The organism is Alteromonas nitratireducens (genome assembly GCF_040812025.1).
Classification (GTDB): Bacteria; Pseudomonadota; Gammaproteobacteria; order Enterobacterales; family Alteromonadaceae; genus Alteromonas; species Alteromonas nitratireducens.
This window is the reverse complement of record NZ_JBFNPK010000001.1, coordinates 259,232-280,334: the sequence shown is the minus strand read 5'-3', so window position 1 is coordinate 280,334 and position 21,103 is coordinate 259,232. Positions and strand designations below refer to the sequence as shown.

Genomic DNA, 21,103 nt, shown 5'->3' with positions numbered 1-21,103 from the left:
TAATTTCTGATGAATTTACCCAGCACCCGCCGGAATGAATTGCTCAACAATAATTAGAGCACTAATTATATAAGTATCTGCAGACTGAATTCAAGCGCATTTATTAATCAACTTATACAATCAATATCTTTGGTATGAAATTACTGTGAAAATGGATCAGGTTAATAAAACGCCAAAAATAAACAGCAAATTATTGTTTTATAATATCTTTCCTTTGAATACCACAAGAAAGAAAAAAGTTAACAGACTGTTAAAGGACAAGAAATCATGCAACTGCCTTAGATAATTATTCAATTCAATTGAAGTTTATTAATTGTTCTTTATTTTAAACATTAACTTGAATGATAACGTTATTAACGGGGAGTCGGCTGATTTACAAAAAGACGTCAGTAATAAGACGGATCAGGCAGGGGACCACGCCGCGTGAGTTGACGTAAGACTGAGATCACTTACTGCTGAAGTAAAATCTCATACAAGACTACGGGAGGCTTCAGTCTGCAGGCATCCACTGTTTGGTTACACGGGCAATACGCTGACCGTATTCAAAGCCCGGACTTGGCGTCTCGTACTCGCACGCAGGCATATCCGGGTCGTGAAATGCACCGTCTTCCACCCATATCATATTGTGGCGCGCGCAGAAAATAGACAGGCGCAGCATGAATGGCATGGTTTCAGCGGTCAGTGAGAGTGAACTGGGAAACGCCGAAGCAATTTTGTCGCGCCAGGAACCCGATTCAGACTTTTCGACCGTCGCAAGGATAAATGCATCCATCTCGCCTGAAGAGAAAAACTCGCCTGACAGCGTACCAAAAACCAGGCCATCAAACTGGTCCAGCTCATTCAGACTCGCCAGCGCATTGGCGACAGTGAACGCGACAACATTGACCTGCTCGCTGGTAATCCCCTGGATCACATCATGTGCAATGTCATTGTCTTTGAGTAACTCTGGCTGATAAATAACGGCAATCGATGTTTTCATCACCACGCCTCCGGTGCAGGACATTTTCCTGCGTCACCTCAGTATAAAACGTGATAATGCAATCATGGCGCCAACAATCTATCGATAATCTCAGCGCCAAACGATCCTTTTAAGCCTCAGTAAAGTAAGCGGTTTACAAAAAAATTGTCGCGATGACCCGATGTGCTGATCGACTGACCGTGTATTTTTTTCACACCGCAAGGAAAAACCTACCCGCGGTGTGTTCACCGCGCGCAACATGACAAGATAGCCTATGCCTGTCGTATTACCACGCAATGACTTCCCGGTTTCTGAAAAACTTGCCGTTTGTTGATGCATCCTGCTGTAAACCCAGCCAAACAAGCGTATCAGCGCCCTCTTCTGGTGTTTTCGGCGCATCGGGCCCGCCCATGCGGGTGTGCACCCATCCCGGACAGGCACTGACGATACTGACATTACTCTCTTTATCCAGCGTTCTGGCAATGTTCAGCGTCAGCGCGTTCAGTGCGGCTTTGCTGATGGCATAGGCAACAGGCCCCTCCAGCCCCTCAGCAAAAGAACCATAGCCTGATGAGACATTAACAATACGGCCAAAGCCCCTGGACTTCATGGCTGGCAACAGCTGTTTTATCAGTGTCAGCGGTGCAAACACATGCACCTGCATTGCCTGTGTAACATCCTCCATCGACACATCATCCAGACTGTCCCAGCAGGCAATCCCCGCATTGTTGATTAGAATGTCGATGTCACCATAAACGGCCTGGGCTCTGATCAGCGGATCGATGATCCCCTGCTCATTGTCGAGCGGCATTTCAATCACATGAACGTCGCCGCCGACAATGTCTTTTTTTGCTTCCAGTCCTTCTTCTTCTTTTCTGCACGCCAGTAAGACCTTATAGCCTTCACGGGCAAAACCTTTTACCACTTCCAACCCGATACCGCGGTTGCCACCGGTCACCAAAACAGTTCGTGTCATGTGTCTCTCCTTAGTCGTTGCTTGCAGACTCTGAACAGGTAACAAGGGGAGCCTGTTCAGCCCTTTTCATAAGGTAGAAGCTTAGCGGCAGTAACGCTGCCCATACGGCCGACAGGATCACCAGCGTCACGGTGAGTGGATAGCCAAAACTCACCGCACCGAGCCGCTCACCGGCAAGATAGCTGAGTGGGCCGGAAATCCCCCCTGCGGCCACGCATAACCAGGGACGCTCGCCGAGATACCGCAAGCTGTGTCGCAATGTGCCGGCAAAACCAAGCCACAGCGTGACAAGCCACCAGGGGATCCAAACAGCCCTTACCTGGTCATCGAAGATAAATACCCCTGCGCCGGTCAGTGCGCTGTCTACAATAACCCCGGTCACGGCCACGCTGACCATCACTTTCAGTTCCAGCAGCCGTTGCCCGACGACAATAAAAAAGCCAAACAGCAACATTATGATTAACCAGAACCATTCATACTGGAAAAAGATAGCCAGGAACCAGATAGCCTGGAACCATACAAAATTTACACCGTTTTTCACTGCATTCGACGACATGGTAAGAATTCTGCTTATCACTCAACGTGCCTGACAGGCATTGTGGTTTGTCCCTGATTTCAATACACGAATTCACCCGGGGAAGTTCAACTATTGCAAGTAATAAGGAAATTTCATGAAGATGGTAAAGTATTACCTCACCGGCGCGCTTATCGCGCTGCTGTGTGCGTGGCTGACCGATCTCTGGCTGTTACGAATTATTCTGGCCTGGGCGGGCTTTTCTTTGCTGACGGTTTCTCTCGCTTACCTGTTTCGCTACCCTTCGTTGTTCAGAAAACGGAGTAACGGCACGATTCCGGTCTATATTCGCTGGATTTTCGTGCCTTTCCTGCTTGGCACCGGACTGTATAACAGCTGGGCAAGAAAATACGACCGTGTGCCGGCTGTTCAGCAAATCACCGATGACGTATTCCTCGCCTGCCGCTTGTTTGGCCGTGATATTGACACACTCAGGGAAAACCAGGTCAGCGCCATTCTTGATGTAACCGCAGAGTTCGACGGCCTTGACTGGAGCGCGTTTCAAAACGACTGTCATTACCTCAATATTCCGGTACTTGACCACACCAGCCCGACACCGGAGCAACTGCATACGGCGATCAACTGGATTGATCAGCAAATAAAAGACGGCCACAAGGTCGTTGTGCATTGTGCGCTGGGTCGCGGCCGGTCTGTGCTGGTAGTAGCTGCGTATCTGCTGGCTAAAGACGCTACCCTGTCGGTTGACGAGGCACTCGGGCGTATTCAGTCGGTACGTGATACCGCCAGGCTGAATCACCGTCAGCTAAAGGCACTGAAGTTGCTAAGAGATGACGGACAGCTCGCTCTATCCACCCGGCTCGCCCTGATTGCCAACCCGGTGGCAGGAGGCGGCAAATGGCAGCAGCACAAAGAGGACATTCTGGCCAGGCTTAATCCACATTTTCGTGTCGAGGTACTGGAAACCACGCCCGATACCGGTGCCGCTACGCTTACTCAGCGCGCCCTCAAATCTGACTGTGACTACATTATTGCCTGCGGAGGTGATGGCACCGTGGCAGAAGTGGCGAGCCAGCTGGTGGACGCGACAGCGACGCTGGGGATCATACCTATGGGCACAGCCAATGCGCTTGGTCAGGTGTTTCATGGCTATCGCAGTAAACTCATGCCGGTCAGCACCGCCTGTGACATTATTATCGATGGTCACACTGCAAACATTGACACCGCGCGTTGTAATGATGAACTCATGCTGATGGTCGCGGCGGTCGGGTTTGAGGAACAAATGATTTCTCATGCTGATCGGGATAATAAAGATGAGGGCGGCCAGATGGCTTATCTGCAGGGCCTATGGAATGCGGTGTCGGCCAACAACGACCTCACGTTCACGGTAAGTTTTGATGACGACGACCAACAACAGCTCACCACACCCAGCCTGGTAATAGCCAATGCGGCACCGCGTACGACCGCATTGGCGCAGGGCAGCAGCGATCCCAGTGCGGTTGATGGCAAAGTGGATATTACCTGGCTTACCCCCCATGACGGCGCAGACGACTCGTTGCTTAGCCTGACCGAACTTGTGTTTGGCACGTCCGATGGAAAAAAGGCCTCACCGCGAATTAAACATAAGCAGGCCAGCAAAGTCCGGCTAAGCTTTACTCATTCCCGAACCTACGCACTGGACGGAGAGGTACGGGAAAGTAAGGATATTCTGATAGAAACCCGGCCACGAAGTCTCACTCTGCTGACCCGCAAAAACAGTCCGGCACTGAACACAGACTGATCGTGACCGTCTACAATCTGGTATGAACCCCTGTGTTTAGCCAATAAGGGAAACTATGAGCAGTCAATCAAATCATGATGCACTAATCAGTTGGCTTGAGGAACGTCACCCGGGTCAGGAAGAATACCTTCAGGCTGTTCGCGAAGTGGCTGCTGACATTGTGCCGGTGTACAACGCGAACGAACAGTACAAGGGCGTCGACGTACTTCGCAGACTGTGTGTTCCTGAGCGCATCATCACGTTTAATATCAGTTGGCAGAACAGTGAGGGGCACGCTGAAATCAATCAGGGCTGGCGGGTGCAGCACAGCGGTTTAATTGGCCCGTATAAAGGGGGCCTGCGCTTCCACCCCACTGTTAATGAATCGATTCTTAAGTTCTTGGCATTTGAGCAAACCTTCAAGAATGCGCTGACCAGCTTGCCGATGGGAGGCGCGAAAGGGGGTTCTGACTTTGACCCGAAAGGACGCAGCGACACGGACATTATGCGTTTTTGTCAGGCGTTTATGACTGAACTGCAGCGCCATATTGGCTCGCGGACCGATGTTCCTGCCGGTGACATTAATGTGGGTGCCCGTGAAATTGGGTATTTGTATGGCCACTACCGGCGCATCAAAAATCGCTTTGAAGGAGTTATCACCGGCAAGGGCGTCAGCTTTGGTGGCAGCTATGTGAGAACGGAGGCCACCGGTTACGGGCTGATTTATTTCTTACGCGCGGTACTGGAAACCCATGAAACCCCCATGAAGGACCAGCGTGTACTGATTTCCGGCGCCGGTAATGTTGCTCTGCACGCCGCCCTTAAAGCCATTCACTATGACGCAAAAGTCCTTACCCTGTCGAATAGCCGGGGCGCCTGGGTGTATGAAGACGGTATCACCGAGGACATGGTGCGCTTTGCGCTGACCAATAAAGACCAGCACGACAATATACTGGCTGCTATGGCCGATGAATTTGGCGGAAAGTGGCACAAAAACAAAACCCCGTGGTTCGTTGAAGGTGATATCGCCCTGCCCTGCGCCACCCAGAATGAGCTGGACGAAGAGGACGCCAGACTGCTGATTAAAAACGGCTGCAGTTATGTGCTGGAAGGCGCCAACATGCCCTGCACCAACGCCGCACGACATTGCTTTCTTGATGCAAAACTGCCGCATGTGCCGAGTAAGGCCGCTAACGCTGGCGGGGTCGCACTGTCTGGCCTGGAAATGTCACAAAATGCCGGCTTTCAGCCATCCACCTTTGAACACCTCGACAGCCGCCTGAAGGCGATCATGGAAGAGATCCATCAGTTATGCGTGGATGAGGGCCAGGATGACGGGTTTATCAACTATGCCAAGGGTGCCAATATTGCTGCCTTTCGCCGGCTTGCTGACGCAATGGTGGCACAGGGAATCTAAGCCAGCTCCCCCTCCCTGACAGTGTAATTACTGCCATCGCTGTGAAGATTTTTCTTTACCGTGATGGCAGATTCTAAATTTCAATATATTTTTCAAACACTTAAACCACTCTGAATATTGGAACGCATTTCGCTTCTTATGGTATGGACTCACAACAGGGAGCAAACGATGAAAACCATTTTCGAGGCACTCAGACATGATCATGAAAAACAGCGTCTGTTATTAAAAATTCTGAGCGAAACCAGTGGCGACAGCGCTGCCCGTCGCGATTATTTTGCCGAACTTAAAGAGGCGCTCGCCAATCACGCCATGGCAGAGGAGCGCCATTTTTATTCTCCACTGCTCGAACATGACAGTGCAGTTGAACTGTCACGGCACGGTATTGCGGAACACCACGAAATAGATGAACTGGTTGAAAAGCTGGATGAAACCGACATGTCGTCGTCGGCCTGGCTGCATCACTTAAAGAGCCTGAAGGAAAAAGTAGAACATCATCTTAAAGATGAGGAGCAGTCGTTTTTCCAGACCGCAGGCAAACTGCTTAACAATGACGAAAAAGGCGCACTGGCCGATGCATACCTGCAGGAAATGAAAAACGCCAGTGAGGCCGCCTGAAACAGGAGCAGCCTATGACAGTCTGGTCACTGATTATTGTACTGGCGGCGCTGACCGCCACCATCTGGGTGGCGGGCGCGTCCCGCCTGATGACGTTTGTTGGTCAAACTATCGCGTCGATCGTCGCCGCGCTGATCGGTTGGTACGTATTTTTGTCGGTGTTAAGCCGAAAAAACCGTGACCAGCCGCCCCTAGCGTTTGGCAATAATGTATACCGCGTGCACGATCCCCGGAATATAACCGAGCAACGTCAGCAGGATATTAATCCAGAATTGTGCGCCAATGCCGACCTGAAGAAATACGCCAAGCGGTGGCAGCAGAATAGCGATGAGAATGCGAATAATGTCCATGGGCTGTTCCTATTATTATTGTGTCAGGGTTATTTATACAGCATTTGCCCACGCATGGGCGCCAGCTCTGCAAGCAGCTGATTTTGCAGGCGGTGTGGTACATCCGCCTTGTTCATTGCATTAATCAGTAAATCAACGGTCAGGTTAAAGTGAGCTTCGGTAATTTGCATACCACCATGCACCTGCTCCATCGTATCGCCGGTGTAGCTGCACGGACCGTCACTGACCATACATAACTGCTCGGTCAGCTTCTCTTTAAACCGTGCAATATCGCTGCCCTCAAAGTACTTGAGAATAGTCGGGTTATATTCAATTTCATAGATAAAATTATCAACGATCGCATCAATTGTGGGCGCACCGCCTAACTCGTTATAGAGCGTCGTCGACGTGGATGCACATCCGCCCAGTAACAACAGCAACCCTGCTGTCGCATGCCGAATTACCATAGCTGACCTCCTACCGACACATACAGCCCGTTTTGTCCGGCGGCACCAGCGATACTCCCCAGTTCTGCCCATGCGACGGTGACGTTGAACGACTTGGAAGGAATATAGGTGACAAATACATCCCACCAGTCATCCTCACCCAATCCCAGATTATCCGGTTTTTGCCGGTATTCTGCGCCCACCGCAAAATGGCGGTTGAAAAGCACACCTACCGAACCTTCAAGCATCAGATCATACCCGTCATCACCAGCCCGTCCTGCCCCTAACAATCCCATCTGGTTGGCATTGGTCATGCGCGCGGTGAGGTTCCAGACCAGGTTATACCCGCCTGCGGCGCCAAGGTGCACCTTGGTGGCCGCCAGATAATAATCAATACTGTTGCTGTCTGCGCTGCCAAACGCAGTCGCAATGGCATCGTCCTGTAAATCCTTATACTGCATGCCCGCACTGATTTGAGGAAAACGCGAATACACTACATCACCATACAGCCTGACCTTTGCGCCCCAGACGGTTTGCGAAATATCGCCCCCGAGAGTCGTCAGGTCGAAGGTCTGGCGGGCAACTGACAGCTCAACCCGGTCATACAGCGACGCGCTGGCGCCAAGGACCTGTAAACGATAGTCATCAACATTCACCAGCGTGGTAAACACATTGAGCGACGTTTGCTCATCAGAGTCATAGCCCGACAAGGTCGCCCAGGGCACAATCCCGCCGCCTCCGCTTCCTTCAAGCTGGTTCAGACCGGCCGTACCAATCAGTTTGCCGTCGCCGGCTACTGCCGGCCCTGCCAGCGTCGCACACAGCAGCATTACGGACATACTACGTTTCATAACTTCTCCTTTGCTGAAACCCGAAACCCGGTTTCATCAAGCCACTCGAGCAGCGCACTGACACTCAGCGGACGACTAATATGGTAGCCCTGCGCAAACTCGCATCCCCACTCTTTTAACAGTTGCAATGCTGATGCATCTTCTACCCCTTCAGCCACCACGGTCAGACCAAATACATCGGCGAGGTGCAATACGGTTCGCACGATTTGTTGATCATCGGTATCGGATGTCAGATTCAGCACAAAGCTTTTATCAATTTTGATGGCATTTACCGGCAGATTTTTCAGATACGCCAGCGACGAATACCCGGTACCAAAATCATCAATGGCAAAACTGAACCCTTCATCCCGTAAGCGGTTAAGGTTGTGTATGGCCACGGCAGCATCTTCCACCAGATCGCTTTCGGTGATTTCAAGCTCGATGTCGCCGGCGCTGAGTCCCTCGCGTTCAATTACTGTGGTCAGCCGCTCCAGCAATAACGGCTGTTGGATGTCCTGAGTGGACAGATTAATCGCGACGGTAAATTGGTAACCGCGTGCTCTGAAATCAGCCAGGTCAATCAGCGTACGTTCAATAACCCAGCCACTCACCTGCTCTATCAGGCCTGCCTGTTCGGCAATGCTGATAAACTCGTCCGGCGGAACAAAGCCGAGCACCCGGTTATTCCAGCGGATCAGTGCCTCCATACTGCAGACCGTCATGCTCCGCAGATCAATTTTGGGCTGATAAGCCATTGACAGCTCTGACTGCTCTGTGCTGAGCACACGTTTGAGCTCGGTGATAATTGTCAGTCTGCGCAGGTATGCCGCTTCCATTTCCTGCTCATAACTGACCAGCCAGCGTCCGCGTTTTTCGCTTTCATCGGCAATAATATTGAGCTTTCTGAATACTTCCTGCGCGTTGTCAGCTTCCTCAGGACAGGCTATCAGGGCAAAACTCATTTTTATGGGGATTGCCAGCGACTGGCTTTCAACCGGCTGTTCAAGAATATGTCGCAGCGTCTCCAGCTGCAGGTCGTTCAGTGTTTCCTGCGGAGAAAATAACAGTTCGCCGCCTGCCAGCCTGGCGGCCATACCCGGCCAGCGAGTCAGTCGTTCGGCAATTACCCGCAAGCAGCGGTCACCGTTGGTGTAACCGTACAGGTCATTGATGGTACGAAACCCGTTAATGTTGATCCCAATAATCTGGAACGCGTCGTTATTTTCCAGCCGCCGTGAGATTTCACGCTCGACAAAGTCGCGGTTAAACAGCCCGGTAAGCATGTCGTGCTCAGCCTGAAAACGGATCCGTTCTTCACGAGACCGAATTCTGTCCTGCATACGGGTAAAGGCCCCGGCAAGCTCCCCTATCTCACTTAACCGGCCTGATGTCTGAAGCGGCTGGGCATAGTCACCGTCGGCAATATTGTTCACAGCACTGACCAGGTCCGCGACCGGTTCACTGACACGGCGTGACAGCCGCATCGCGATGGCAAGTGACACAAACATGGCGATCAGCGAAATAGAAATCACCACCGCCTGCAGGTCGATAAATCGCTGGTACTGTTCACTGACATCCAGCGCAATACTGATTTTTACCGGCAGATGATCGATACCGTTAAGTGTCAGGGTCCGCACCTCGTAGAGCGCGTCATCACCGAACATGACATCAAGCCAGCTCATGCCTGTTTCACCGGCTACCATCAGTCCTGAGGCATTACTTGCTGGCAGTGAACTACTGATGACCTGCTCGGTATCGCCTGTGGTCTTGCTGATGATGACCTCGGCCTTCACTACCTCACTAAGTTCACGCAAAAAGGCGTCATTCAGTGCAAAGCCGGCTCCCAGATAGCCGATTACCCTCGGTGCTTCAATGGGTGCGGCAACCGCATGGTAAAGGGTATTGCCCATAAACACATAACTGCTGGTAACTGATGAAGGGTCAAAGCGGGTAAAGGCATCTGTAAAGGCGGACTGGGCATCACTGATGATCGTTTCAGGATAGGCGGTAATCACGTTTCGCTGTAAGTCCAGCATGATCAGAAAATCAAAATCGCGCCGCCCATCCATGGTTTGCAACACACTGTTGATGGTGGGTGCATGCCGGGTCGCAAACGCGCCCTTGAACTCGTACGCGGAGGAAAACACGGACGCTGACACCGATAGCGTTTTGGCTTTCTCTTCAACTATATATTGCAGAATATTAGTGTCGACGCGCAGTTCCTGTTCGAGGTTTCTTTCTACCAAATCATTGGTCGCATTCCATACCGACAACAGGATAAGGCCGGCTGTAATGACAATGCCGCCTAACAGAATTCGAAACAGACTGTGGCGCAGCGACATCACTTTCATCAGTCACCACCGAACTTGCGTTTACCGAACGTTGCGGGCGCGTCTTTTTCAGTGTCCTGATCGGGCGGCGACATCAGGGTAAGTGTCAGTGTCTCGGTTTGTTCGTCGGGATCAAGCGTGAACGTTTGTCGTAGCGTCTGATCAAGCGAGAGGTCGGGATGCCAGAGCGTGACCTCCGTTACGTTATCCGGTAGCGTGACTTCACCTGACCCGGGAGAAATAACGACCTGTTCATTGTCGTACACATAAATATAGCCAATCATCTGATCATGAATATTGCAGCCCAGCACAACCAGGCCAGGCTTGTCGAAAACAACCGGTTTCACACTGTCACCGCTGTAAAGTTTTATCTCGAACATCTTGGGTGCGGAAAAGCTATACACATGATGGCGGATGTTATCGCTGTTTGGAAAACTGACATACTGACCGCGGGGAATGGCCAGGACGTAGGGCGCAAACTGCTTATCGACCTGGTCCATGATAGCGGGCTCGTCAGGCACTGGCACGGGGGTTGTTACCGGAATACTGACAACCACGTCTTTGAGCGGCGACGCATTCTGATCGACAAGTACCAGTGTTTTGGCTGATACGGACGCGGCCAGACAAAGAACTGGCAAGAACAGAAGAAAACCCCATGCTCTGGCTTTTCCGAAGAAGTGTGGCATAGCTGCCTTAGCGCGACGGCGCGACTGATTATCCCGATATCAATAACATATCGTAATGCTGGTAGTCCTGCAATTTTCGCGTGGCAGTCGTCACGCTGAATAACAGACACAAAAAACCCCGGGATGATACCCAGGGTCTGATGTTTGGTGCGGAAGGCGGGACTTGAACCCGCACGAGCATAGCTCACTACCCCCTCAAGATAGCGTGTCTACCAATTCCACCACTTCCGCGAAATTGTTGTTAGTTTGTTTTTAGTCAGGAGTATCTTCTGACTTTTCTTCCTGTGCTACAGGCACATCTTCGTTAGCTGGCGCTGCTTGCTCAGGTACTGCCGGCACATCAGTAGGCGCAGCGTCGCCCGCAGGCACTTCCAGGTTTTCCCACTCATCCACGGCACTTTCGCGGTTTGCAGTGATGTTTCCTAACGTCAGGCTGACCAGGAAAAACAGAGTGGCAAGAATGGCCGTCGTCTTGGTCATAAAATTACCTGCGCCTGGTGCACCAAAAACTGTATTTGAACCACCTGCGCCGAAAGATGCGCCCATATCGGCACCTTTACCCTGCTGGATAAGCACAAATCCAATCAGCATCAGCGCGACAATCAGGTAAACAACCAGAAGCACTTCGTATAACATAAAAACCTCGTCAGTTTGCCGCCTGGCAAATTGCTGTAAAATCCTTCACATTCAGACTGGCACCGCCAATCAGTCCACCGTCAATGTCAGGCTGTGAAAACAATCCCTGCGCATTGTCCGGCTTCACACTGCCGCCATAAAGAATACGCACTTTCTGCGCAACATCTTCACTGACTGCGGCCAGCGTTTGACGAATAAACGCGTGTACATCCTGCGCCTGCTGTCCTGTTGCCGTTTTGCCTGTACCAATTGCCCAGACCGGCTCATACGCGATAACGCAATGTACCAGAACGTCTTCGTCCAGTTCATTTGTAACGGCCGCCAGTTGTTTACCGATAAACGCCTCAACGTCGCCATTTTCGCGTACATCGAGTGACTCGCCTACACAGATAACCGGTGTCAGCCCGGCCGTGAGAGCCGATTTTGCTTTTTTGGCGACCAGTTCGTTTGTCTCGCCATACATCTCACGACGTTCCGAATGCCCTACAATCACGTAACGGCATCCGGCTTCTTTAATCATTTGCCCTGACAGTTCGCCGGTGTATGCACCGCTGACGTGTTCACTGATGTTCTGCGCGCCTTTCGCAGCGCCCTGCACATTGACCTGTGTCAGGTACACACTGGGCGGACAAATAACCACGTCTGCAGACACTGATTTCGCCTGAACAAAGGTCTGATTGAACTCTTCAACCAGTGCAACGGAACCGTTCATTTTCCAGTTGCCCATGACAAGCGGTTTTCTTATCGATGCATTCACTTAGCCGACCTTAGCCCTGTCTCAAAGCGGGCGTGATATTAACGGTAACCTCATCAATATACAAGTATAAAACGTAAAAATCACAGCCAATTGAATTAACTGGCGACTTTACGTACAGCCTCGGCAATAGTTTCTGCCCACTGCCTGGATGACGCTTCCTGTTCCGACTCAACCATAACCCGGATAACCGGCTCAGTACCACTCTTACGAAGCAGTACACGGCCCTGGGTACCGAGGGTGGCTTCCGCCTCTTTCACCGCACTTTGAACCGCCGATGCGTTAATCACATCAATATCGGTATCACCGTAGCGAACGTTGATGAGGGTCTGAGGATAAGGTTCATAACCACTGCTCAGCGCATGCAGACTCAGTCCGGACCGCAGCATAGCGGTGAGTACCTGCAGGCCGGCAACAATACCGTCACCGGTTGATGAGGTAGCCAGGTTCAGTACATGCCCCGAATTCTCACCACCAATCGCCCAGCCTTTTTGTTGCAGCAGTTCCATAACATAGCGGTCGCCCACTTTACTTCTCGCAAACGGGATACCGAGCTTGGCCAGCGCATTTTCCAGACCCAGGTTGCTCATCAGTGTACCTACTACGCCGCCACCATGAAGGCGTCCGCTCTTCAGCGCATCGCGGGCGATGATGTACACAATCTGGTCGCCGTCGATGATATTGCCTTTGTGGTCAACCATCATGACGCGATCGCCGTCACCATCCAGAGCAATACCGAGATCTGCCTGCTCTTCCAGCACCTTGTCACGGATACCTTTCATGGACGTGGCGCCGACTTTGTCGTTAATGTTCAGCCCGTTCGGGGAGGTACCAATTTCAACTACATCCGCACCCAGCTCCGCCAGCACGTCAGGCGCAATGTGGTAAGTTGCGCCGTGGGCACAGTCAACCACAATTTTCATGCCCTTAAGCGACAGATCAGACGGGAAGGTACCCTTACAGAATTCAATATAGCGACCCGCCGCATCTTCGATACGCGTGGCTTTACCCAGCTTGTCCGACGCCACACAGGTCATGGGTTCATCGAGCATGGCTTCAATGGCCAGCTCAATGTCGTCATCCAGCTTATAACCGTCGGCCGAGAAGAACTTAATGCCGTTGTCATAAAAGGGGTTATGCGAGGCACTGATCACAATACCGGCTTCAGAACGGAATGTTTTGGTCAGATAGGCAATGGCAGGTGTCGGCATGGGCCCGAGCAGACCAATGTTGATGCCCGCTGCAGACAGCCCGGCCTCAAGCGCAGACTCAAGCATGTAACCAGAAATACGGGTATCTTTACCAATCAGTACTTTGTTGGTGCCACGGCCCGCCAGCACTTTACCGGCTGCCCAGCCCAGTTTAATCACAAATTCCGGATTAATGGCACTTTCGCCAACCTTGCCCCTGATCCCGTCGGTTCCAAAATATTTGCGCTCGCTCATGACGACTTTTTATCCTTATTATGCTTGCAGTGTTGTCAGATAATTCACAATAGCGACAGCATCCGCCGTCTCTCTGACATCATGCACACGAATAATGTGTGCCCCTTTCTGTGCTGCGATTGTAGCGAGTGCAATACTCCCTGCCAAGCGTTCATCAGTGCTGCGGTCAAGTAACTGCCCTATCATCGACTTTCGTGACATACCCACCAGTACCGGATAGCCAAGATCAATGATGCCTTCAAGCGCATTTAGCAGCTGGTAATTGTGGGCCAGTGTTTTGCCAAAACCAAAGCCAGGATCCAGCATAATATCGTCGCTGGCTATGCCTGCCTGCATGCACGCTGTCGCCCGCTCTGTTAAAAATGTGCTCACGTCACGCACCACATCGTCATAGGTTGGCGATTGCTGCATGGTACGCGGCTGCCCCTGCATGTGCATCAGACACACAGGCACATCCAGCGCAGCTGCGGTTTCCAGTGCGCCAGGCTCGCGCAGTGCCCTGACATCGTTGATTAGTCTGGCACCGGCCTTCACCGCCTCTTTCATAACACCCGCTTTACTGGTGTCGATGGAGATAACCGTGTCGAGCTCTTTGGCAATGTGCTCAATCACCGGAATAACCCGGTCAAGCTCTTGCTGTTCTGTCACTGCGCTGGCGCCGGGGCGGGTTGACTCCCCTCCTACATCAATAAAAGCTGCACCGGCAGCCACCATATCTCTGGCATGGCACAGCGCCGCATCCAGCGCCTGATGACGGCCACCATCTGAAAAAGAATCAGGGGTCACGTTAAGGATCCCCATGACCGCCGGGGCGGACAAATCGAGCTGTTTATTTCTGAAATTCATTTCACTGCTACCCTGTTATCTTGCTTATCCAGGTTTTGTTTTTTTGCTGATGCACGTTTATCAGACATAAAAAAAGCGCCGCTCGGACGCTTTTTTCGTTAGCTCAGGTTAGCCCGGCAGGTCGCCCGGCTTACCTACTGACGGCTTGTCTACGCCATCGTCTGTAATCTCACCCTCACGCGCCGGCTTGCCGCCGCTAGGCTTATCACCGCCGCTTGGTGTGCGATCATCCCAGTCGGCTGGTGGACGCACTTCACGACGCGCCATCAAATCATCAATTTGCTTGGCATCAATGGTTTCATACTTCATCAGCGCGTCTTTCATTGAATGCAGAATATCAATGTTCTCTTCCAGAATCTTATAAGCACGCTCATAGTTAGAATCGATCAGTGATTTTATTTCTGCGTCAATTGCGCGCGCGGTGTCATCAGACATGTGCGATGCCTTCGACATGCTTCTGCCCAGGAACACCTCACCTTCTTCCTCAGCATACAGCATCGGCCCCATCTTGCTTGACAGTCCCCACTGGGTCACCATCTTGCGGGCAATGTCTGTAGCACGCTCAATGTCGTTCGACGCCCCGGTGGTTACCTTGTCATCACCATAGATGATTTGCTCGGCAATACGACCACCAAACAGGCTGGAAATCATGCTTTCAAGGTGCTGCTTGGAATGGCTTACACGATCCTGCTCAGGCAGGTACATGGTCACACCCAGCGCGCGACCACGCGGAATGATAGACACTTTGTAAACCGGGTCGTGCTCTGGCACCAGACGACCAACAATGGCGTGACCCGCTTCGTGATACGCGGTCATTTCTTTCTCTGCGTCGGTCATTACCATCGACTTACGCTCAGAGCCCATCATGATCTTGTCTTTGGCCTTGTCGAATTCTTCCATCGCGACCAGACGCTTATTGCCGCGGGCAGCAAACAGCGCGGCCTCGTTAACCAGGTTTGCCAGGTCGGCACCGGAGAACCCAGGCGTACCACGGGCAATCACCGACGGATCAACGTTATCCGCTACCGGCACCTTACGAATATGCACTTTCAGAATTTGCTCACGACCACGGATATCCGGCAGACCAACGACAACCTGACGGTCGAAACGACCGGGACGCAGCAGCGCCGGATCCAATACGTCAGGACGGTTAGTCGCAGCAATAACAATAATACCTTCGTGACCTTCGAAACCGTCCATTTCAACCAGCATCTGGTTCAGCGTCTGCTCACGCTCGTCGTGACCACCGCCAAGACCGGCGCCACGCTGACGGCCTACGGCATCAATTTCGTCAATAAAGATAATGCACGGCGCGGCTTTTTTCGCCTGTTCAAACATGTCACGAACACGCGATGCACCCACACCCACAAACATTTCAACAAAGTCAGAACCTGAGATGGTAAAGAACGGCACTTTCGCTTCACCGGCAATCGCTTTGGCCAGCAGCGTTTTACCGGTTCCCGGAGGACCGACCATCAGTACGCCCTTCGGAATTTTACCGCCCAGCTTCTGGAATTTAGACGGGTCACGCAGGAAGTCGACCAGTTCCGCTACGTCTTCTTTGGCTTCATCACAGCCTGCAACGTCAGCAAACGTGGTTTTAATCTGGTCTTCACCCAACAGACGGGCTTTGCTCTTACCGAACGACATGGCACCACGGCCACCACCGCCCTGCATCTGACGCATGAAGAAAATCCACACGCCAATTAACAGCAGCATCGGGAACCAGGAGATGAAAATAGATGCCAGCAGTGACTGCTCTTCACGCGGCTTGCCCAGCACACGAACGTCATTTTTGACCAGGTCAGAAATGAGCTTGTCATCGAAATAGGGAATATAGGTTACAAAAGTTTCACCCGAGCGGCGGGTACCACGAATCTCACCCGCCTCACTGTCAATGCGGACCTCGCGGATATTCCCTTGACTTGCTTCTTTCAGGAACGCTGTGTAATCGGTCTGTGCCCGCGTCGATTCACTGGGTGAAAAGCTCTGGAAGACAGACATCAGAACAACAGCAATAACTAACCACAGGATTAAATTTTTAGCCATATCGCTCAATGCTACTAACCTCTTAAAAAACCGGATGTCGCTTCAATACCTGCAGCGCACTGCATTATCTCATCCGACACAAAACCTGCATACCGTCAGGGTACTACACTTTATATCTGCTAGCCACCAAACAGCACCCACAGAAACACGCCAAAGCAAAAAACGCTACCGCGCTTAAACTACATGTGGGTTGCTGATTGAGACCCACTGATTACTACGGCGTTTCCGGCTGTTCTGTTCAGCCATCGTTTAACTGCTGGCAAAGTGCGACTTTTTTGCTATTCATACACTTTGTCATTGGGAATGTAACCAAGATGGCGTTAGAATACGTGTTTTCAAGCTAAACCTCACATTCAATTGTAGAAAACTTTGTAAATGAAACTTTCAAACAAACAGAAACAATTTCTTAAAGGCCTGGCACACTCACTGAAACCGGTAGTGATGCTTGGTGGCAACGGTCTGACTGAAGGCGTACTGGCCGAGATCGACGGCGCGCTGGATCACCACGAACTGATTAAAGTAAAAGTACCCACCGACGATCGCGAAGAAAAAGCCCTGATCATGGACGCCATCGTACGGGAAACCAACGCAGAGAAACTGCAGGTCATCGGCCACATGCTGGTACTGTACCGTCAGAGCGAAGAGCGTAAAATTCAGTTGCCAAAATAAGCCTCCCCTGCTTACCGAATCTCGTTCTTCCGTAGTTTTCCCGTTCATCTCACGGTAATATTGCATTAACGTTTTTCTCACAATAACAGGAAAATATTATGCAATTACAAGGTGCTACCGCCGTCATTACCGGCGGCTGTTCCGGGCTTGGTCACGCTACCGCCATTGCTCTGCGCGAGGCAGGCATGAAGGTGGCCCTGTTCGACCTGAACGCAGAACAGGGTGAATCACGCGTTGCGGAACTGGGTGCTGACGCTACCCGCTTCTATCAGGTTGACGTGCGTGACGAACAGCAAATTAGTGACGCTATCGAAAAAGTGAAAGCCGAACTGGGCGATATCCGCCTGTGCGTAAACTGTGCGGGCATCGCGCCGGCCAAACGTCTGCTGGATAAAGAAGGCCAGCCTGCTCCGCTGGACAGCTTCCAGAACACCATCAACATTAACCTGGTTGGCAGTTACAACGTTTGCCGACTGGTTGCCGCGGCCATGGCGGCGCAGGATGCTGACGGTGAGACCGGCGAACGCGGCGTACTGATTAATACCGCATCGGTTGCCGGCTACGAAGGGCAGATTGGACAAACAGCGTATGCTGCCAGTAAAGGTGGCATTATTGGTCTGACACTGCCGATGGCGCGCGACCTTGCGCCACTTGGCATTCGGGTTAACACCATCGCACCGGGTGTCATGGGTACGCCCATGCTGCTGGCGATGCCGGAGAAAGTACAGGATGCGCTGAGCGCCAACGTTCAGTTTCCCAAACGTCTGGGCTACCCGGCCGAATTTGCGAAACTGGTGCAGCACATTGCCGAAAATGGCTACCTGAATGGTGAAACCATTCGTCTTGATGGTGGCCTGCGTATGCCACCAAAATAAGTGATTCACACAGTAATATAAACCAAGCGACGCACTGGAAAATACACTGTCACGTCAGTGCGTTGCTTGCTTTTCATTAGCTCCTCCTGTCGTCCTCTTTTTTCGCCTCTTTTAACCTGCCCTGCCTTGTTGAGATTTTGCTGATTTTGGATTAACTTTTAACCATCTGGTCAGTCAAGGACGTGAAAAATGAAAACCATTAAAGGTATGGACACCGTTGTCATTATTCGCAGCACCCTGTTTTACCTGAGTCTGTGCGGTGCGCTTATGACGCTGGATTACTGGTATGCGACCTCCCAGTCTCCGCTGGCAAGCCGCAACATTACCCAGCAGACATCCAACGCCTATCGCATACCGTTAGCAGATAAAACGTTTGATCTTGCCATGTTTGACATAGGCGAAACCCTTACCCCAATGCAGTTCAGAGAAGCCGTGACCACGGTACTAAACCGGGTCGATATGCAGGATATTAGCTATTCCATGTTCTGTAAAACAGCGCACTGCGAAATACGGATAGCCAGTGATGATGCTGCCAAACGGGCTGAACTTATTCACCTCGTGGCTGCAAGGGTTAAGCAGGTTGAGCGGGTTAATCAGTAAGGCTGTTGTGATGTGGTTTAGGGGCTGGTAAAGACGTTACTCAACCCATTTTAAGTGTTTCTTGATATAACGTTTCTCCACTATGAAGGCTTTCAAAGATGGAAATTAAAGGAATAGACGCCCTCAAACTTGCGGAATAAAACCGTAAACACTTTTCTTCCGATAGCGTGGGATACCTGAAGTTTTTTGGGCTATACAAGCGCAAGAATTGTGATTTCAACGCCTTACAGGAACAGAGCAACTTGGCGCAAATTGCCATTTAGGAAATAACAATATTTATGGATACACAGCAATATATAGCTACGTTACCAGGTTGCTTGCTTCAAGCTCTTATCAGAACTCTGCTACTCACTTCTGTTTTTGGAGGAATAAATTTTTTTGATAAATACCTTTTTGGAGCTTCATTCGTTGACTCTGTAAGCAATACGTTAGAGTTTATTATTAAGGTAGCTCCAGCGCTTTATCTTCTGATTTTCCTCACCACTTTTATAATTCAAATACAATCGAAAAAATTTATTAAATAGTGACTATTCATAGCTGCATTGTTCGGTAAGTGTCGGCAAAAGACGAGAAACGGTCGTTCGCATTTTGAGAATTAGACTACTGCTATAACAGGTAGTAATTACCTGACTAAAAAGGAATTTCCGTTCTACGCGGAGTCTAGCCAACTCAGGTTAGGACAGGAACAATATATTGTCATTGGCGTTCAATAGCAGTCATAACTAGTTCTATCTCTTTTTTAGAAATTTTTGTAAACACTCAAAATATAGCTGATAAAAAAATAAATACCCTTCTGTTAAATCAGCTTTAAACCACAAGCCTTTATGAAGCTGAGTGTTGTTGCAAAATTCGTCCAGTTTCAATTAAAAGTGATATTTGGTAGAAAGCCGTTCAGCTTCTTTTTTCCTAGTCGTCAGTTTAATTTCTGGATTTCGATAGTAGCCCGAATTCTATGGATATTGAAGAATATTGACGCTATGTTGTCAGAACAGTCTCAAGACCTTTTTAACAATACATAACAAAACGCGGCTCAGTGAGCCGCGCAGAAATATGCTTATCAACATTATCTGTTAGTTTTTCCGCTCAAACTTTCGAGCCACTACACAACCCAAACCCAAAAGCATTAGCAAAAATGCTGACGATTCTGGTACAGAGCTTGACGTCTGAGCAACGTTGTAGACGCGCAGCTGACTCGATCCAGTAATGTGGTCATAATGATACAATTTGTTGTTGGCAAAAGTTAATCCGGCAGTCAGTCCGTCTAGTCCTAAATTGAACACATCAAGCATTGCACCTGTAGAGAGGTCAAAACGACGTATAGAGGCAGAACTCAAGTAATCGAGAGTCCAAACGCTGTTTGAACTTAAATCGATAGCAAAATCCGCTATTCCTTGAGAACCAGCTAACGTAACCGTAGAAGTGAAAGTATCTGGGGAGCTTAAACTGGAAACGCGAATCTGATCTAGGTTTGAATAGTCGTATCCTGTCGATGCCTCAGTGCGGTAGAGATTACCACCTCGAACATCCAAAGGTGTACCTCCAGAAGCCGCAATTTCCGAAGAGATTTGCGTAACTGTTCCGGTTGTTTTACTCAACGAAAAAACATCATAACCGCCAGAGTTATTGCAATAATTACTGAAGTAATAATTGTTAGCATCCGCAGCTACTGCAGTATTGTAATATCCACTGCAACTGCCGAAGCTGGGGTGCGGAACAGTTCCCACAAACATCGACGATACATTACTTCCAGTAAGATCAGAACGATAAAGATCTGTACCTCGGTGGACCTGAGCATACAGTAATTCCCCAGTCGATGAATCATAGCCCAAACCTGTAGGGTTAAAGTTGATGGGAGATATACTCAACTGACTACCGAGCGAAAATGTATTCTCCAGTGTTAAAAGCGTTGCACTTGCATTAGCTGTTAGAAGAACTAAGCCCAAGCTAAATGCTCTAAACATATTACAAAATTTGATTTTTTTTACCACTTTGAAAACTCCCAATACTTCTAAACTTAAATCGTTTGTCTAATTATCATTGGATCATTTACTCCTATTGAGAAAGCAAGAAATAAACCAAAAGTTTTTTAACCTTATTATCATATACTTACATTTCGCCAATGATTGCGATGTGTGATGTTGTAAAAAAATCTGACTATTTTTTCAGAGTAACCTTAATTGCGTGCCACAATGAGAGTTTATTCTCGAATTATATTATGCTGGTGGCGTTAAGAAGCTTGTGATTCTTCAAGCTCTACATGCTTTAGCTGCAACTTCCCTTGAGGTGAAAAGTGCTCCAGAAATTCAGGGGAGTGGTGTTCGACTAATTGATACAGCAATGCCTGCTCTGTC

The 21,103-nt window shown here is 50.2% G+C and carries 21 protein-coding genes and 1 tRNA gene; 7 read left to right on the top strand and 15 right to left on the bottom strand.

Going from position 1 to position 21,103, the window contains the following annotated elements; genetic code table 11:
* Window positions 1-490: 490 nt before the first annotated feature.
* From AB1N33_RS01270 to AB1N33_RS01260, 3 genes are all read right to left on the bottom strand, one after another.
* The gene (locus AB1N33_RS01270; RefSeq protein ID WP_411269708.1) at window positions 491-979 is read right to left on the bottom strand and encodes a hypothetical protein; all 489 of its coding nucleotides are present in this window, start codon (window positions 977-979) and stop codon (window positions 491-493) included.
* 265 nt (window positions 980-1,244) lie between these two features.
* The gene (locus AB1N33_RS01265) at window positions 1,245-1,934 is read right to left on the bottom strand and encodes an SDR family NAD(P)-dependent oxidoreductase (RefSeq protein WP_411269707.1); all 690 of its coding nucleotides are present in this window, start codon (window positions 1,932-1,934) and stop codon (window positions 1,245-1,247) included.
* A 10-nt stretch (window positions 1,935-1,944) separates the two neighbouring features.
* Entirely contained in the window at window positions 1,945-2,490 is a 546-nt protein-coding gene (locus tag AB1N33_RS01260) for a DUF2878 domain-containing protein (protein WP_411269706.1), read from the bottom strand.
* A gap of 115 nt (window positions 2,491-2,605) precedes the next feature.
* Between AB1N33_RS01260 and AB1N33_RS01255 the strand changes: the two genes are divergently transcribed.
* The 3 genes from AB1N33_RS01255 (at window position 2,606) to AB1N33_RS01245 (ending at window position 6,257) form a co-directional block, all read left to right on the top strand.
* Window positions 2,606-4,246, top strand: coding sequence for a diacylglycerol kinase family protein (locus AB1N33_RS01255; protein WP_411269705.1), 1,641 nt, complete (start codon window positions 2,606-2,608; stop codon window positions 4,244-4,246).
* Between the two features lie 55 nt (window positions 4,247-4,301).
* Window positions 4,302-5,642, top strand: coding sequence for an NADP-specific glutamate dehydrogenase (gdhA, locus tag AB1N33_RS01250; RefSeq protein WP_411269704.1), 1,341 nt, complete (start codon window positions 4,302-4,304; stop codon window positions 5,640-5,642).
* Between the two features lie 168 nt (window positions 5,643-5,810).
* On the top strand, window positions 5,811-6,257 hold the full coding sequence (locus AB1N33_RS01245) for a hemerythrin domain-containing protein (protein WP_411269703.1): 447 nt from the start codon (window positions 5,811-5,813) through the stop codon (window positions 6,255-6,257).
* A 191-nt stretch (window positions 6,258-6,448) separates the two neighbouring features.
* Here AB1N33_RS01245 and AB1N33_RS01240 read toward each other — a convergent pair whose 3' ends face one another.
* The 11 genes from AB1N33_RS01240 to ftsH all read right to left on the bottom strand — a co-directional run bounded on the left by AB1N33_RS01240 (window position 6,449) and on the right by ftsH (window position 16,617).
* Entirely contained in the window at window positions 6,449-6,607 is a 159-nt protein-coding gene (locus tag AB1N33_RS01240; protein WP_411269702.1) for a YqaE/Pmp3 family membrane protein, read from the bottom strand.
* A gap of 29 nt (window positions 6,608-6,636) precedes the next feature.
* Window positions 6,637-7,053: a group I truncated hemoglobin gene (locus AB1N33_RS01235; protein WP_411269701.1), complete on the bottom strand. Its 417-nt coding sequence runs from the start codon at window positions 7,051-7,053 to the stop codon at window positions 6,637-6,639.
* Window positions 7,047-7,883 carry a DUF3034 family protein gene (locus AB1N33_RS01230; RefSeq protein ID WP_411269700.1) on the bottom strand — a complete coding sequence of 279 codons (837 nt, stop codon included), beginning with the start codon at window positions 7,881-7,883 and terminating at the stop codon, window positions 7,047-7,049. The genes AB1N33_RS01235 and AB1N33_RS01230 overlap by 7 nt, the downstream gene beginning before the upstream one ends.
* The gene (locus AB1N33_RS01225) at window positions 7,880-10,213 is read right to left on the bottom strand and encodes a putative bifunctional diguanylate cyclase/phosphodiesterase (protein ID WP_411269699.1); all 2,334 of its coding nucleotides are present in this window, start codon (window positions 10,211-10,213) and stop codon (window positions 7,880-7,882) included. The genes AB1N33_RS01230 and AB1N33_RS01225 overlap by 4 nt, the downstream gene beginning before the upstream one ends.
* Window positions 10,213-10,878, bottom strand: a complete 666-nt coding sequence (locus AB1N33_RS01220; protein ID WP_411269698.1) for a methylamine utilization protein — start codon at window positions 10,876-10,878, stop codon at window positions 10,213-10,215. The genes AB1N33_RS01225 and AB1N33_RS01220 overlap by 1 nt, the downstream gene beginning before the upstream one ends.
* Window positions 10,879-11,023: 145 nt before the next feature.
* Window positions 11,024-11,109: transfer RNA gene (locus AB1N33_RS01215), tRNA-Leu, on the bottom strand.
* Window positions 11,110-11,130: 21 nt separating this feature from the next.
* Window positions 11,131-11,514 carry a preprotein translocase subunit SecG gene (gene secG / locus AB1N33_RS01210; protein ID WP_411269697.1) on the bottom strand — a complete coding sequence of 128 codons (384 nt, stop codon included), beginning with the start codon at window positions 11,512-11,514 and terminating at the stop codon, window positions 11,131-11,133.
* Between the two features lie 10 nt (window positions 11,515-11,524).
* On the bottom strand, window positions 11,525-12,241 hold the full coding sequence (gene tpiA / locus AB1N33_RS01205; protein ID WP_411269974.1) for a triose-phosphate isomerase: 717 nt from the start codon (window positions 12,239-12,241) through the stop codon (window positions 11,525-11,527).
* Window positions 12,242-12,366: 125 nt separating this feature from the next.
* Window positions 12,367-13,713 carry a phosphoglucosamine mutase gene (gene glmM, locus AB1N33_RS01200; protein WP_411269696.1) on the bottom strand — a complete coding sequence of 449 codons (1,347 nt, stop codon included), beginning with the start codon at window positions 13,711-13,713 and terminating at the stop codon, window positions 12,367-12,369.
* Window positions 13,714-13,731: 18 nt separating this feature from the next.
* Entirely contained in the window at window positions 13,732-14,559 is an 828-nt protein-coding gene (folP, locus tag AB1N33_RS01195) for a dihydropteroate synthase (protein WP_411269695.1), read from the bottom strand.
* A 108-nt stretch (window positions 14,560-14,667) separates the two neighbouring features.
* On the bottom strand, window positions 14,668-16,617 hold the full coding sequence (gene ftsH, locus AB1N33_RS01190) for an ATP-dependent zinc metalloprotease FtsH (RefSeq protein ID WP_411269694.1): 1,950 nt from the start codon (window positions 16,615-16,617) through the stop codon (window positions 14,668-14,670).
* Window positions 16,618-16,983: 366 nt separating this feature from the next.
* Here ftsH and yhbY point away from each other — a divergent pair, with 366 nt between their 5' ends.
* The 4 genes from yhbY (at window position 16,984) to AB1N33_RS01170 (ending at window position 19,276) form a co-directional block, all read left to right on the top strand.
* Window positions 16,984-17,277: a ribosome assembly RNA-binding protein YhbY gene (yhbY, locus tag AB1N33_RS01185; protein ID WP_411269693.1), complete on the top strand. Its 294-nt coding sequence runs from the start codon at window positions 16,984-16,986 to the stop codon at window positions 17,275-17,277.
* A gap of 98 nt (window positions 17,278-17,375) precedes the next feature.
* Complete coding sequence (locus tag AB1N33_RS01180; protein ID WP_411269692.1) at window positions 17,376-18,152, top strand: SDR family NAD(P)-dependent oxidoreductase; 777 nt, start codon at window positions 17,376-17,378, stop codon at window positions 18,150-18,152.
* Between the two features lie 189 nt (window positions 18,153-18,341).
* Window positions 18,342-18,752 carry a hypothetical protein gene (locus tag AB1N33_RS01175; RefSeq protein WP_411269691.1) on the top strand — a complete coding sequence of 137 codons (411 nt, stop codon included), beginning with the start codon at window positions 18,342-18,344 and terminating at the stop codon, window positions 18,750-18,752.
* Between the two features lie 278 nt (window positions 18,753-19,030).
* Entirely contained in the window at window positions 19,031-19,276 is a 246-nt protein-coding gene (locus AB1N33_RS01170) for a hypothetical protein (protein WP_411269690.1), read from the top strand.
* A gap of 546 nt (window positions 19,277-19,822) precedes the next feature.
* On the opposite strand, the gene AB1N33_RS01165 is transcribed toward AB1N33_RS01170, so the two are convergent.
* Window positions 19,823-20,740 (bottom strand): PEP-CTERM sorting domain-containing protein, encoded by a 918-nt coding sequence (locus tag AB1N33_RS01165; protein WP_411269689.1) that lies wholly within the window; start codon window positions 20,738-20,740, stop codon window positions 19,823-19,825.
* Window positions 20,741-21,103: the final 363 nt, after the last annotated feature.